General features: G+C 67.6%; 14 protein-coding genes. 5 read left to right on the forward strand and 9 right to left on the reverse strand.

What is annotated here, in order from left to right; translation table 11 throughout:
* Positions 1-68 precede the first annotated feature (68 nt).
* Genes RKE25_RS17225 through RKE25_RS17240 form a run of 4 tightly spaced genes read right to left on the reverse strand, consistent with a single transcriptional unit; the run spans position 69 to position 3,637 of the window.
* A complete protein-coding gene (locus RKE25_RS17225; protein ID WP_311839324.1) occupies positions 69-713 on the reverse strand; it encodes a PqiC family protein in 645 nt (214 codons plus the stop codon).
* On the reverse strand, positions 710-2,380 hold the full coding sequence (locus RKE25_RS17230) for an MlaD family protein (RefSeq protein ID WP_311839325.1): 1,671 nt from the start codon (positions 2,378-2,380) through the stop codon (positions 710-712). The genes RKE25_RS17225 and RKE25_RS17230 overlap by 4 nt, the downstream gene beginning before the upstream one ends.
* Positions 2,373-2,999 carry a paraquat-inducible protein A gene (locus RKE25_RS17235; RefSeq protein ID WP_311839326.1) on the reverse strand — a complete coding sequence of 209 codons (627 nt, stop codon included), beginning with the start codon at positions 2,997-2,999 and terminating at the stop codon, positions 2,373-2,375. The genes RKE25_RS17230 and RKE25_RS17235 overlap by 8 nt, the downstream gene beginning before the upstream one ends.
* Positions 2,996-3,637 carry a paraquat-inducible protein A gene (locus RKE25_RS17240; RefSeq protein WP_311839327.1) on the reverse strand — a complete coding sequence of 214 codons (642 nt, stop codon included), beginning with the start codon at positions 3,635-3,637 and terminating at the stop codon, positions 2,996-2,998. Before RKE25_RS17240 ends, RKE25_RS17235 begins: the two co-directional genes overlap by 4 nt.
* A 147-nt stretch (positions 3,638-3,784) precedes the next feature.
* Here RKE25_RS17240 and trxA point away from each other — a divergent pair, with 147 nt between their 5' ends.
* Together trxA and RKE25_RS17250 are read left to right on the forward strand one after the other, a co-directional pair.
* Positions 3,785-4,645: a thioredoxin gene (gene trxA, locus RKE25_RS17245; RefSeq protein WP_311839328.1), complete on the forward strand. Its 861-nt coding sequence runs from the start codon at positions 3,785-3,787 to the stop codon at positions 4,643-4,645.
* Between the two features lie 138 nt (positions 4,646-4,783).
* Positions 4,784-5,245 carry a DUF4442 domain-containing protein gene (locus RKE25_RS17250; protein WP_311839329.1) on the forward strand — a complete coding sequence of 154 codons (462 nt, stop codon included), beginning with the start codon at positions 4,784-4,786 and terminating at the stop codon, positions 5,243-5,245.
* Between the two features lie 73 nt (positions 5,246-5,318).
* Here RKE25_RS17250 and RKE25_RS17255 read toward each other — a convergent pair whose 3' ends face one another.
* Complete coding sequence (locus RKE25_RS17255; protein WP_311839330.1) at positions 5,319-5,981, reverse strand: hypothetical protein; 663 nt, start codon at positions 5,979-5,981, stop codon at positions 5,319-5,321.
* A gap of 2 nt (positions 5,982-5,983) precedes the next feature.
* Positions 5,984-6,520, reverse strand: a complete 537-nt coding sequence (locus RKE25_RS17260; RefSeq protein WP_311839331.1) for a sigma-70 family RNA polymerase sigma factor — start codon at positions 6,518-6,520, stop codon at positions 5,984-5,986.
* Between the two features lie 158 nt (positions 6,521-6,678).
* Here RKE25_RS17260 and RKE25_RS17265 point away from each other — a divergent pair, with 158 nt between their 5' ends.
* From RKE25_RS17265 to RKE25_RS17275, 3 genes are all read left to right on the forward strand, one after another.
* Positions 6,679-7,347: a DUF502 domain-containing protein gene (locus RKE25_RS17265; protein ID WP_311839332.1), complete on the forward strand. Its 669-nt coding sequence runs from the start codon at positions 6,679-6,681 to the stop codon at positions 7,345-7,347.
* Positions 7,344-9,131 (forward strand): M14 family metallopeptidase, encoded by a 1,788-nt coding sequence (locus RKE25_RS17270; RefSeq protein ID WP_311839333.1) that lies wholly within the window; start codon positions 7,344-7,346, stop codon positions 9,129-9,131. The genes RKE25_RS17265 and RKE25_RS17270 overlap by 4 nt, the downstream gene beginning before the upstream one ends.
* Positions 9,132-9,267: 136 nt before the next feature.
* The gene (locus RKE25_RS17275) at positions 9,268-11,394 is read left to right on the forward strand and encodes a M13 family metallopeptidase (protein WP_311839334.1); all 2,127 of its coding nucleotides are present in this window, start codon (positions 9,268-9,270) and stop codon (positions 11,392-11,394) included.
* A gap of 221 nt (positions 11,395-11,615) precedes the next feature.
* Here the strand turns inward: RKE25_RS17275 and panE are convergent, their stop codons facing one another.
* From panE to RKE25_RS17290, 3 genes are all read right to left on the reverse strand, one after another.
* Entirely contained in the window at positions 11,616-12,539 is a 924-nt protein-coding gene (gene panE, locus RKE25_RS17280; RefSeq protein WP_311839335.1) for a 2-dehydropantoate 2-reductase, read from the reverse strand.
* A 218-nt stretch (positions 12,540-12,757) separates the two neighbouring features.
* Positions 12,758-13,351 (reverse strand): GspH/FimT family pseudopilin, encoded by a 594-nt coding sequence (locus RKE25_RS17285; RefSeq protein WP_311839336.1) that lies wholly within the window; start codon positions 13,349-13,351, stop codon positions 12,758-12,760.
* 5 nt (positions 13,352-13,356) lie between these two features.
* On the reverse strand, positions 13,357-13,773 hold the full coding sequence (locus tag RKE25_RS17290) for a type IV pilin protein (protein WP_311839337.1): 417 nt from the start codon (positions 13,771-13,773) through the stop codon (positions 13,357-13,359).
* Position 13,774 lies beyond the last annotated feature (1 nt).

A 13,774-nucleotide genomic window follows, 5' to 3' on the forward strand; every position in this document is an offset into this window, starting at 1 on the left:
GACTAGCAGATGACAGGGGTGGCGCGGGACCGGGGCGGGCTCGGCACGGCCGGTTTCCCGCCCCCGCTTCAGCCTGCCGGACAGGCGACGGGCTGGCCCGCGGCCAGCGTCTGCGCCGCCGCGGCGATCCGCGCGGCCAAACCGTCCAGCGCCCGCTGATGGCCCTGCACCAGGGCCGCATAGCCTTCGCCCACGCTTTCCTGCACACGGCTGGTGCACGCCACCGACGCGCCGCTCTTGAGCGCCCGCACGCTCCACGCCGCATCGACGAGCGCGTAGCTCCCCGGCACGGAATCGAAGCGCCGCAGGTCTACCTTGATGCGCAGCACCGGCGGCGTGCCCGCCGCAAGGCCGGAGACGTCCTGGGCATGCAGCTGCCGCGAGAGGTCCGCCGACAACGCTCCGCGCACCTCGTCGCCCAGCGGGGCGATCCAGCGCTCGCCATCCAGCACCGCCACGCCCTGCCCGCCCTGGCGCACCACCAGCTGCGGCTGGTCCACCTGTGCGGGCACGCCCACCGGCAGCAGCTCGAACTGGAAGGATGCCGCGGGCGCCACGATGGCGCTCTGGGTCGCGGTGGGCACATAGGCATCCGCCGGCGGCACCAGGGTGTAGTAGCGCACCGGTGCCGAGCCGCCGCAGGCGGCCAGCGCGAGCGCGCCACCCAGGACCAGGGCGCCGAGGACGGCGAAGCGGTTTCCCTTGCGGATCATGGCTTGCTCCCTTCTTGCGTGGCGGCCGGCGGCTCGGCGCGCGGCGGCGGGGCATCCGCCCGGCGTCCGCGCAGCAGCGCGTCCGGGTGGCTGCCGAGGTAATCGGTGAGCACGCGCAGCGAGCGCGCCGTGCGCTGCAGTTCCTGCATCGTGCCGCCGAGGTTCTGCTGCAGCGGGGAATCCGCCGACAGCGCATTGTTGGCGTTGCCCAGCGTCTGCTGCGCGCCCTGCAGGGTGTTCTTGAACTCCGGCAGCACGTCGCCGTTCACCTGCTTGAGCGTGCGATTGAGCTCAGCCAGCGTAGCGTCCACGTTCTTGCCGATGCTGTCGAACGGGATCTTCTGGATCTTGTCCACGATCTCCGCCAGCTGCTCCTGCAACCGGTCGAAGCTGCCCGGCACGGTCGGGATCTCCAGCGGCTTCTGGGCCGGGTCGTATGCCACCTTCGGCGCCTTCGGCACGAAATCCAGCGCGATGTAAAGCTGGCCGGTCAGCAGGTTGCCGCTGCGCGCCTGCGCGCGCAGGCCGTGCTCGATCAGCTTGCCCATCATCTGCGACAGCTGCGCGTCGTCGCCGCGCTCGCGCGCCAGCGCCACCAGCTTGTCGTGGGCGCGGCCGAGGCGCTGCGGATACACCACCGCGCCGACCACTACCGGGAAGGTCTGGGTCTTCTCGTCGAAGTCGAGGTTGATCGACACCACCCGGCCGAACGGAATGCCCAGGAATTCCACCGGCGCATCCACCTTCAAGCCGCGCAGCGACTGATCGAAGCGCATGCGGATGTACTTGGGCTCCCCATCCGGCGGCGCCATGGCAGTCGCCTGGTCGCCGAACAGGCGGTATTCCGCGCCCTGGTCCGCCGGCGTCTCGTCGTGCGGCCCCATCGGCGAGCCGAACGCCACGCCGCCGGCCAGCACGGTGGCCAGCGATTGCGTATCGAGCTTGACGCCGTCGGCGCCGATCGAGACGTCCACGCCGCTGGCGTTCCAGAAGCGCGTGGACTTGGTGACGAATTCGTCGTTCGGTCCATCGATGAAGATCTGCAGGCTCACGCCCTTGCCGTCCTTGTCCAGCTGGTAGGTCACCACGCGGCCGACCTGGATGCGGCGGTAATAGACCGGCGAGCCGATGTCGAGCGAACCGAGGTCGTCGGTGTGCAGCTTAAAGGTCTTGCCCGGCGCGCCGTGGGTCACCGCCGGCGGCTCCTCCAGGCCGGTGAACTCGTCGCGCGTTTCCTTGGACTCGCCCACGTCGGCGCCGATGAACGCGCCGGACAGCAGCGTGTCGATGCCCGACACCCCGCCCAGCCCGATGCGCGGACGCACCACCCAGAACCGGGTGTCGGCGGTGGCGAAGCCCTCGGCGCTCTTCTCCAGCGAGACCTTCGCCGTCACGTGGCTGCGGTCCTTGCTGAGCGTCACCGAGGTGACGCGGCCGATCACCACGTTCTTGTACTTCACCGGCGTCTTGCCCGGGTCCAACCCTTCGGCGCTCTGGAAGCTGATGGTGATGGTCGGCCCGGCCTTGATCCAGGCGTTGATCACCAGCGAAAGGCCGACCAGCGCGGCGAGCACGGGGATCAGCCATACGAATGAGGCGTTCACGCGCGGCTTGCGCACGATCGGCTCGGGCAGTGCTCCGCCGGAAGGCGTTTGTTGGTCAGTCATCGGATTCCCTGCCATCCCAGATCAGCCTGGGGTCGAAACTCATCGAGGCAAACATGGTGAGTACCACCGTCAGGCCGAAGAACACCACGCCCGGCAAGGGTTCCACCAGGCTCAGCACGCCGAACTGCACCAGCGCCGTCAGCAGCGCCACCACGAACACGTCCAGCATCGACCAGTAGCCGATCAGCTCCACCAGCCGGTACAGCTTGGACCGCTGCCGGCGCGCCCAGGGGCTGGCGCGATGCGAACTCCACAGCAGCGTCACCAGGGCCAGGAACTTGAGCACCGGCACCATGATGCTGGCGGTGAACACGATCACGGCCAGGTCCGGCGAGCCCTTTACCCACAGCTCGATGACACCGCTCAGAATGGTGTTGTCGTCGATGTCGCCCACGCTCGCGGTGCGCATGATCGGCAGCACGTTGGCGGGGATATAGAAGATGAAAGCGGCGATCAGCAGCGCCCACGTGCGGCTATAGCTGGCCGTCTTGCGCCGGTGCAGCGAGGAATGGCAGCGCGGGCAGTGCGCATGTTCCGCGCCCGTGTCGCGGCAGACCAGGCCGCACACGTGGCAGCCAATCAGGCCCAGCTCGTCCGCGCGCGGCAGGTCGGCGCTCATGCGGGCGTCTCCGGCACCAGCTCCCACAGGCGGCGCAGGTCGATGCTGGCGAAGACGGTGATCAGCAGGGTCAGCGCCGCATAGGCGAAGATCCCCGGATTGAGGATCACATCGAAGTACACGCGCGCCTTCACGATCGCCACCAGCGCGCCGAGCACGAACACTTCGCTCATGGTCCACGGCCCCACGCGGTGCAGCGCCACCATCGCCTGGCGAAAACCGGGGGCGCGCTGGCCGCGCTGGGCGAAGAACAGCACCCAGCCCAGCAGCGACATCTTGCACAAGGGAAAGAAGAACAGCGTGGCCGCGGCCAGCACCGAGACGATCTGCGAATGCTCCCGCCACATCATGATGATGGCGCCCCACAGCGTGGTGCTGATCAGCTGGCCGTTGAGGCCCAGCGTCACGATCGGCCAGACGTTGGCCTGCACGAACACCAGCATCGCGGTGACCACCAGCGCGAACATGCCGCCCACGCCGAGGCGATGGTGCCGCTCCAGGATGGCGTCGCAACGCAGGCAACGCGCGACCTCGCCGCAGCACAGCTCGCGCCGCCGGTAGACGGTGTCGCAATGCTCGCAGATCAGCAACGGCTGCTGTTCGGCCATGCGGGTACTGGCGGGGTCCGGGCTCGTCATCCGGCGGATTCTCGCAAATCCACGCCGCGTGCGCCCAGGCACCGGCAAGCCCGTTCAGCGCCGCCACGGGCGGGCGCGGCCCCCTTGATATGCACCATGCCGCCCTGATCTGATGCCGATTCCCTCTTTGTCCCCCGGAGCCCGGCCGTGACCAGCGACGCCCCAACCCATGTCTTCGACGTCGACCAGGAGAACTTCGAAGCAGAGGTGCTGCAGGCCTCGCTGAAGACGCCGATCCTGATCGATTTCTGGGCGACCTGGTGCGGCCCCTGCAAGACCCTGGGCCCGCTGCTGGAAAAACTGGCGACCGCCTTCAACGGTGCCTTCCGCCTCGCCAAGGTCGACGTCGACAAGAACCAGCAGCTCGCGGCCATGTTCGGCGTGCGCAGCATTCCGACCGTGATCCTGGTGAAGGACGGCCAGATCGTGGACGGCTTCGCCGGAGCACTACCCGAGGGCCAGCTGCGCGAATTCCTGTCGCGCCACGTGCAGCCGGCCGAGGATGCCGCCGAAGAAGCCACCCTCGCCCCGGCCGAGACGCCCGAGCAGACCGTCGAGCGCCTGCGCCATGCGATCGCGGCCGAACCGGAGCAGCCGGAACTGAAGCTCGACCTGGCCCTGGCCCTGATGCAGGCCGGCCAGGCCGACGCGGCCGAGGCCGAACTGGCCGCGCTGCCCGCCAACCTCGCCACCGATGGGCGCGCGGTGCGGCTGCGCAGCCAGCTCGACCTGGCGCGCGCGCTGCAGGGCGCCCCGGCGCTCGGCGAACTGCGCCAGCGCGTGCAGAACGACGCTACGGACTGGGCGGCGCGCGATCTGCTCGGCGTGCGCCTGCTGCTTGAGGGCGACGCCGCGGCCGGCCTCGATCAGTTCCTGGCGATCCTGGAAAAGGCCCGCGACTGGAACGACGGCCAGGCGAAGAAGCGCCTGCTTGCCGCCTTCGCCACGCTGGACGACGCCGAACTGGTGGGCAAGTACCGCCGCCGCATGGCTTCGCTGTTGTTCTAAACGGCAAGCCCCCCCGGGCGGCCGGCATGCGCCGGCCGCTTGTCAGCCCTCGTATCGAGCGCCGAGGAGCAGCGGCGCCCCATACGCGCACGTATGTTTATCGTAGACTGGCGCACCCAGCCGCCATCCGCGAGCCCCATGCGCGCCTCCACCTTCCGCCGCCTGCTCAACCTCTGGCCGCCGTTCCTGTTCAACAGCATCCGCGTGCAGCACGTCGCGGAGGACTGGTCTGAAGCCCGCGTGGTCCTGCGCCTGCGTCCCTGGAACCGCAACTACGTGCGCACCCAGTTCGGCGGCAACCTGTTCGCCATGACCGACCCGTTCTGGATGCTGCTGGTGATGCACCGGCTCGGCGGCGAGTATTTCGTGTGGGACAAAGCCGGCGCGATCGACTTCGTGGCGCCGGGCCGTAGCGATGTCTATGCGCACTTCAAGCTGGAGCCGAGCGTGATCGACGAACTGCGCGCCGCCGCCGCCACCGGCGAGAAGGTACTGCGCTGGTTCGAGACGGATGTGATGACCGCCGACGGCGAGGTGGTGGCGCGGGTGCGCAAGCAGCTTTACGTGCGCCTGAAGCCGCGGGCCCGCGAAGCCGCATGACCCTTTCGCGCGAGCCATGAAGCGATCCCGGGCAGGACGGCGAAGAAGAAGTCCGCATCGTCCGACCGCGCGCTCACGCCTGCTCGAACTGGCGTATCTCCTCCATCGCCGCTTCCGCGCGCAATAGGCTCTGGCCCACGAAGTTGCGTTCCAGCCAGGAGCGCTTGCCGGCAAAGCGCAGCACGCCATACGTGCCCCAGGTCAGCGCCAGCGCGACCAGGCCGCCAAGCATCAGGTTCCAGACGAGCCCTGGCGCTTGCCGCAACGCGTCGCCGCCCCCGGCATCGAACTCGAGCTGGAACAGCATCAGCATCAAGGGCACCCAGATCACGCTCCCGAGCGTGGCGAACACCGGCGCCTCCACCCGCACCCGCCAACGCCGCAGCAGGGCCAGGCGCCGCTGGATGTCGAGCACGGGTGTCGCGTAGTCGATACCGTGCAGCAGCGCGATGAGGCGCCCCGAAAAAGCCATCACCACGATGCCGAACAGTTGCGTGACGGCACCGCACAACACCCACGCCCACGACCACCGATGCGTGCTCCAGAACGACACGCCCATGCCGAGAAACACGGCCCCGAGCGCGAACTGCGCCCATTGCCCCCACCGCAGAGGGCGCAGGCCATGCCTCATCCGTTCCAGCATGTTCGCGCGATGCCACTGCACGCCCCATTGATGCTGCCGCTCGAGGCGAGCGTCCAACGCTTTCCAGGCGAGTTTCAGTTCGTCCAGTTCCATGCTCATGCTCCTGCGCTCAGGCGCTCGGTGGGTGACGCGGTCATCCGGCCGCGCAAGGTCTGCTTGATGCGACCGAGCTTGGTCGCAACGTTCGTTTCGGTGATGCCGAGCACCTCGGCGATCTCCGCATAGCTGCGTTCTTCCAGGTAAAGCAGGATCAGCGCGCGGTTGAGCGGGTCGAGCTGGCCGATGAACGCGTACAGCGCGGCCAGCCGCTCGTCGCGCTCCGGCGGCTCCTCGCCGCTCAGCGTGTCCAGGTGGTGCTGCTCCAGCGGCTCGAGCCGGCCGGCATCGCGGCCCTGCTCGCGGCGCAGGTGGGAAATCGCCACGTTCAGCGCGATCCGGTACAACCAGGTGGAGAAGCGCGCGCGCCGTTCGTCATAGCCGGGATAGGCGCGCCACAACTGCACGCAGATCTCCTGCTCCAGATCGCGCCGGTCCTCGGCGCCCGCGGCATACACGCTCGCCACCTTGGCGATCAAGCGCCGGTGCTCCGCCAACCTCTGCTCGAACTGCCCGTGGTCCGCCTTGCCGCTCATGTCCGTTCCCCCGCTCTCCCTCCATGATTCGCGCCGCGGCGAAAAAAATCACAAGCGGCAAAAATCGCAGGCGGCGCGAAAGGGTCGAACGTCACGCCCAGGCCATGTCCCCCTCCGCCTACAATGCCGGCTTCCCCGCCTCCCGAAGGGTGTTCCCCATGCGGCGACTGCGCGTCAAACGCTACCTGTTCACCGGCTTGCTCACCTTCCTTCCGCTATGGGTGACGTGGCTGGTGTTCAAATTCGTCTTCGGCCTGCTGGCCGGGATCGGCGCGCCGGCGGTGGGTGCGCTCGTCGTCGCCGCCGGACGCGTGTCGCCGGCCCTGGGCGAGGCGCTCAACCGCGGCTGGCTGCTGTCCGTGCTGGCGCTGGTGCTCACCCTGCTGGCGCTCTACCTGCTCGGCTGGCTGGCTACGCGGGTGATCGGCCAGCGCCTGCTGGAAGCCTTCGACGGCCTGCTCGCACGCATCCCGCTGGTGCAGACCATCTACGGCGGCACCAAGAAGCTGATGGCGGTGCTGCAGCAGAAACCTTCCGGCGTGCAGCGCGTGGTGCTGATCGACTTCCCGCGCCAGGGCATGAAGGTGGTCGGCTTCGTCACCCGCGTGATGACCGAGGAAGGCACCGGCCGCGAGATGGCCGCGGTGTACATCCCCACCACGCCCAACCCCACCGGCGGCTACCTCGAGGTGGTGCCGGTGGACGAACTCACGCCCACCGACTGGACCATGGACCAGGCGATGGCCTTCATCATCTCCGGCGGCGCAGTCGCGCCCGACACCCTGCCCGCTTCGCCGGCGCTGCCGCCGCATCAGGACCGCGCATGAACCGATTGCTCCTCGCCGCCGCGCTCGCGGCGTCCGCGCCTTTCGCGCACGCCGCCGACTGGACCACGCCCGCGGAGTCGGGCCATTTCCGCACCACGCCGGACTACGCGGACACCGTCGCCTACCTGAGAAAACTGGCCGAGGCCGCGCCCGGCAAGCTGAAGGTGGAAACCTTCGGCACCTCGCCGCAAGGCCGCCCGATGGCCGTGGTGATCGCCAGCGCCGACGGCACGTTCACGCCCGAAGAGGCGCACCGCAAGGGCAAGCCGGTCGTGCTGCTGCAGGCGGGCATCCATCCCGGCGAGATCGAGGGCAAGGACGCCGGCCTGATGCTGCTGCGCGACTACGCCGTGACCGGCAAGCTGCCGCACCTGCTGGACCATGCGGTGCTCGTCTTCATCCCGGTATTCAGCGTGGACGGCCACGAAAACAGCTCGCCCTACCACCGCATCAACCAGAACGGCCCGGAACGCATGGGCTTCCGCGGCCAGTCGCAGTACCTCAACCTCAACCGCGACTACATCAAGGCCGACGCGCCGGAGATGCGCGACTGGCTGAAGCTTTGGCAGCGCTGGCGGCCCGACCTGCTGATGGATATCCACACCACCGACGGCGCGGATTATCAGTACGACCTCACCTGGTACCTGGAAGACCCGCAAAAGCTCGATGCCGGCGTGAGCGCGTGGCAGCAGAAGCTGCTGCACGATCGCGTCATTCCCGCCTATGAGAAGCGCGGACACCTCGCCTCGATCTACCTCGAATTCAAGGACGGCCGCGATCCGCGCAAGGGCATCGTCAACTTCGGTTCCGGGCCGCGCTTCTCCACCGGCTACGCGGCACTGCAGAACCGCCCAGCCCTGCTGGTGGAGACGCACATGCTCAAGAGCTACGAAACCCGCGTGCGCGCCACCTATGACCTGGTCGCCCTGATGCTCGAACAGACCGGCGCCGACGCGGCCGGCCTGATCGCGGCCAACCGCAAGGCGGACGAGGCGGTGGTGGCCCGTGCGCGCGATGCACATGCCCAGGTCGCGCTGACCTTCAAGGACGACCCGGCCTCGACGCCCTTCACGCTCAAGGGCTACGCCTTCAGCCTCAGTCACAGCGATGTCTCCAACAGCGACTGGATCCAGTACGACCCGCGCACGCCGCGCAATTACGACATCCAGAACTGGAACGGACTGCTGCCCGACACCGCCGTCGCGCCGCCGGCCGCCTATGTCGTGCCGGCGCAATGGACGCAGGTGCTGGACCGGCTGGATGCCCACGGCATTACCTACCGTCGCCTGGCCCGGCCGGCGAAGCTCAAGGTGCAGGCTTACCAGCTCGACAAGCCGCAGTGGGCGAGCAAGCCGTTCGAAGGGCACTTGATGCTGCGCGATTTCGCACTGTCCCCGACGACGCGCGAGGTGGAACTGCCGGCCGGCTCGGCGATCGTGCCGATGGATCAGCGCGCGGCCAACTTGGCGATCGAACTGCTCGAGCCGCAGGCGCCGGACTCGCTGCTGCGCTGGGGTTTCCTCGACGCCGTCTTCGAGCCCAAGGAATACGGCGAGCCGCGCGTGCTGGAGAAACTCGCGCGCGACATGATGGCGAAAGATCCTGCGCTGAAGGCCGATTTCGAACACCGCCTCCGCGAGGACGCAGCGTTCGCCGCCAGCCCGTCGCAGCGCCTGTTCTATTTCTTCGAGCGTTCGCCCTGGTACACGGCCCAGGACGTGGGCCTCTATCCCGTGTACCGCCTCGACGCGGCCGCCCTGCAGGGCCTGCCCCCTGACCTTTGACACTGTGCCCGACCATGACCTTTGGCCTAGCGTCGAGGGCCATGACCGCGAAACGGGACACATACCCGGCGTGGCCATCGGTGACAGACAAGCCATTTCGCCCCCGCGGGGGCGCCATTTCATGAGAGGGAGATCCATGACCAAGCCGTACCTGAAGCCGCTCGCCCTTGCGGTGAGCCTGGCCCTGACGCTTTCCGCCTGCGGCAAGCACGAATCCGCCGAGCAAGCCCCCGCCGCCAGCGGCAGCGCGCCCGCCCCGGCCTCTACCACCGCCGCCGCGCCGGCCGCGAAGAAGAGCCCGTTCGACGTCAGCGAGCTGGATACCGGCATCAACGCGTGCCAGGACTTCAACGGCTTCGTCAACGCCAAGTGGGTCGCCGCCAATCCGATTCCCGACGACCGCACCCGCTGGGGCGCCTTCGACCAGCTGAGCGAGAACAGCCTCAACACGCAGCACGAGATCGTCGACGCGGCCGCCAAGGGCGCCGCGCAGGCGCAGGCCGGTTCCATCGAGCAGAAGATCGGCCTGCTGTACCAGTCGGGCATGAACGAAGACGCCATCGAGAAGGCCGGCTTCGAGCCGATCAAGCCCAAGCTCGACGCCATCGGCGCGCTGAAGAGCGGCGCCGACGTGGCCGACTACATCACCAAGAGCTATGCCGAAGGCGACGGCCAGGTGTTCCAGTTCGGCTCCGGCGCGGACTACAAGCACGCCGAGACGCAGATCGGCTATGCCAACCAGGGCGGCCTGGGCCTGCCGACCAAGGACTACTACCTGGATCCGAAGTACAAGGAGATCCGCGACGCCTACGTGGCGCACGTGGCCCAGGCGCTGCAGTTGACCGGCGTGGCCGAGGCCGACGCCAAGAAGCAGGCCGACGACGTGCTGAAGTTCGAAACCGAACTGGCCAAGGCTTCGCTGGCGCCGGTGGAAGAGCGCGATCCGAAGAACCAGTACCACTTCGTCAGCGTGAAGGAGGCCGACAAGGTTACCCCGCACTTCAGCTGGGAGAAGTTCTTCAGTGCCCAGGGCGTGACGATCGACAAGGGCTTCTCGCTGTCGCAGCCGAAGTTCTTCGCCGAGTTCGACAAGCTGCTGGCCGCCGCGCCCATCGAGCAGTGGCAGGCCTACCTGCGCTTCCACACCATCAGCGACGCCTCGCCGTACCTTAGCAAGGCGTTCCAGGACAACAAGTTCGACTTCTACGGCAAGACCCTCGCCGGCCAGCCGCAGCAGAAGCCGCGCTGGAAGCGCGTGCTCGGCGCGGTGAACGGTTCCATGGGCGAAGCGCTGGGCCAGCTGTACGTGGCCAAGGTGTTCAAGCCCGAGGCGAAGGAACGCGCGCAGGAACTGGTCGACAACGTGCGCAACGCCCTGAAGGCGCGCATCGAGAAGCTCGACTGGATGAGCGACGCCACCAAGCAGAAGGCCATCGCCAAGTGGGAGACCTTCCTGCCGAAGATCGGCTACCCCGACAAGTGGCGTGACTGGTCTGGTCTGAACGTCAGCGGCGACAACTTCTACGGCAACGTGATGGCCGCCTCGAAGTTCAACTACGACTACGACATCGCCAAGATCGGCAAGCCGACCGACCGCAAGGAATGGGGCATGACCCCGCAGACGGTCAACGCGTACTACAACCCCACCGACAACACCATCAACTTCCCGGCCGCGATCCTGCAGCCGCCGTTCTTCGACGCCAGCGCTGACGATGCGATCAACTACGGCGGCATCGGTGCGGTGATCGGCCACGAAGCCAGCCACGGCTTCGACGACGAAGGCAGCCAGTTCGATGGCCAGGGCAACCAGGAGAACTGGTGGACCGCGGCGGACCGCAAGCAGTTCGACGGCCGCGCTGAGAAGCTGGTGCAGCAGTTCAACGACTACACGCCGATCAAGGACAAGCCCGACGCGCACGTCAACGGCAAGCTGACCCTGGGCGAGAACATCGCCGACCTGGGCGGCCTGAACGTGGCCTACGACGCGCTGCAGAGCGTGCTGTCCAAGACCCCGGGCTCGACCGAGCAGAAGACGGACGGCTATACGCCCGACCAGCGCTTCTTCCTCAACTGGGCCCGCGTGTGGCGCGGCCACGCGCGCGAGAAGCAGGCCCTGCTCTCGCTCAACACCGACCCGCACGCCCCGGTCTCGCTGCGCGCGATCGGCGCGCCGTCGAACATGGAAGCCTTCGCCAAGGCCTTCCAGTGCAAGCCGGGCGACGCGATGGTGCGCGATGCCGACAAGCAGGTGAAGATCTGGTGATGCAGTACGCCGCGGCCTGGACCGCGGCGCCTCGCTGAAAAGAAAAAAGCGCCGCATGCGAATGCGGCGCTTTTTTTGTCATGCCGGCCTGCGCCAGTGCATCCTTTTTTGCCATTCCGGCCCGCGCCGGCGCATCTCTCTTGCCATTCCGGCCGACGTCGGCGCATCCCTTTTTGCCATTCCGGCTGACGCCGGAATGGCGGTTCAGAAGGCCGTGTCGCTCAAGCCTGGCGTGCGCGGCGGTTCTCGTAGGCCTTCAGATGCGCATACGCGGTCCGCAGCATGGACAGCGAAGCGCCGGGCGCAGCCCGCGCGATCAGATCGCCGACCACATGATCCGCTTCGACCGGCCCACCCTGCTCCAGGTCGCGCATCATCGAGGCGCTCAGGGTGGAGCCCTCCTCCGTCAAGACGCCGCGCGCTTTCGACAGCACGCTTTCCGATAGTGCATGGCCATGATCGGAAGCCACTTGGCAGCAGTCGTCGAGCATCGACAGCATCGCGTCCAATCCACCCGGCGCGGCCATGATGTCGCCCACCGGCGCGCGCATCAGGCAGGTCATGCCGGCAAGCGAAGCGAGGAACACCCATTTGTCCCACATGTCCTGCAATACGCCCGTGCTGAGACGCGACTCGAAGTTGGCGCCCTGCATCGCTTCGGCGATCCGCTCCGCCCGCGCCGAGCGCGAGCCGTCGCGCTCGCCGAACGTCAGGCTGTGGGAGCGGTTGAGGTGGCGCACCTCGCCTTCGGCACCGAGCGTCGCGGCGATCACGCACAGCCCGCCGAGCACGCGGGCAGCGCCGAAGCGCGCATCGAGCTCATCCAGATGCCGCATGCCATTGAGCAAAGGCAGGATCGCCGTGCCCTCGCCCACCGCCGGCGCCACGTCCGCGATGACCTGCGGCAGGTGGTAGGCCTTGCAGCTGAGCAGGATCAGGTCGTAGGACCCACGCAACGCGTCCGCGGTCACCGTCGGCGCACGCAGCGTGGCGTCGCCCAGCGCGCTGCGGATCGCGAGGCCATGCTTCGCCAAGGCCTCGGCGCGGGCGGGCCGCACCAGAAAGGTGACGTCCTGCCCGTTCTCCAGCAGACGGCCGCCGAAATAGCCACCGGTAGCGCCGGCACCGACGACGAGGATGCGCATCGAGTCTCTCCTGGGGATGGGGCGGCACACGCGCGGCATCGCGGCGCTTACCCGGGGGAGACGAAGTGTACGCCCGCCAGGCGCGGGAAACGAACTCGCTGACTTAGGTCAGGCGCGCTCACTGGACCTGCAAAGCATGCGCGCCTGACTACCCCTTTCGATCGACGGCAGCCCGGCAAGCAATCGATGCTCGTCGGCTACAGGTGGATTTAACGCCGTTAGGTCGGCACGCAGCCCGTCTGCACGCCAAGCGACTTGGAGGTCACGCTGCCCGACGCATTCACCGTCAACTGCGCGCCCGGCACCGCATTCGAGCTGCTTCCCGTGCCCGAGGCGCCCACGGCGCGGAAACAGGTGGCGAATTTCGGTTGTTTGGTATCCGGGCGCCGGCTCTGCCCTTGCGAACCGAAACTGAGGATGACGCTGTCCAGGGCCTGCACCGACACGCTGTCGCGCGCCGTGGCGGCACGCAGCAGAATGTTGTCCGTGCTCGTGCTGCTGTAGACCGCATTGGGCGTGCCCTTGCCGGGCGCGTACGTATAGATCAACCAACCGTTCTCGTACGCCGTGCCGTTCGCCGTGCAGGTCTTCTGATCCGAGCTCGGGCAGATTGAAACGATATTGCCGCGGTTGATCGCTTCGCTGCGCGCGTAGGCGATGTCCGCCAGCAGAGCGTTGCTGGTCGCGCTCACTTTGTTGCGACGAAGCGCGTCGCGGAAGCTCGGTGCCCCCACGACGAGCAGAATCGCCGCCACGGCGAGTGCGATCATCAGTTCGACGACGCTGAAACCCCTGTGCCCCTGTCGTTTCATGGCGGTCACCAGCACGTGCCGTTGGTGGTGGCTCCGCTGTAACCCTTCACACCCGCATTGTTGATCGTGAGCGCCTTGCAGTCGTCCTTTGCCTGGGGGCCACCGGTCACTGGTGTCGCCGTGGCAATGAAAGTCGTGACCGGCGACGCGGGAAGAACGCTTACCGAGTAGTAGCCCTTATCGGAGGACGTGTTGTTGAATCCGACCTCCACCAAGGTGCCGTAGCGGTTGTTCGTGGCGTAGAACCGCTCCTGCGCATTCGCCACGCGCATCAGGAGGTTCTGCCCATCCGCCCGGCGCGCCCGTATGCCATAGCGCAGATAGTTGGGCACCGCGAACGCAGCCAGGATGGCAATGATCGCCACTACCACCATCAGCTCGACCAGGGTGAATCCGCGCGCATCGCGTCGGAACTTGCTCATA

The organism is Dyella sp. BiH032 (assembly GCF_031954525.1).
Classification (GTDB): domain Bacteria; phylum Pseudomonadota; class Gammaproteobacteria; order Xanthomonadales; family Rhodanobacteraceae; genus Dyella_D.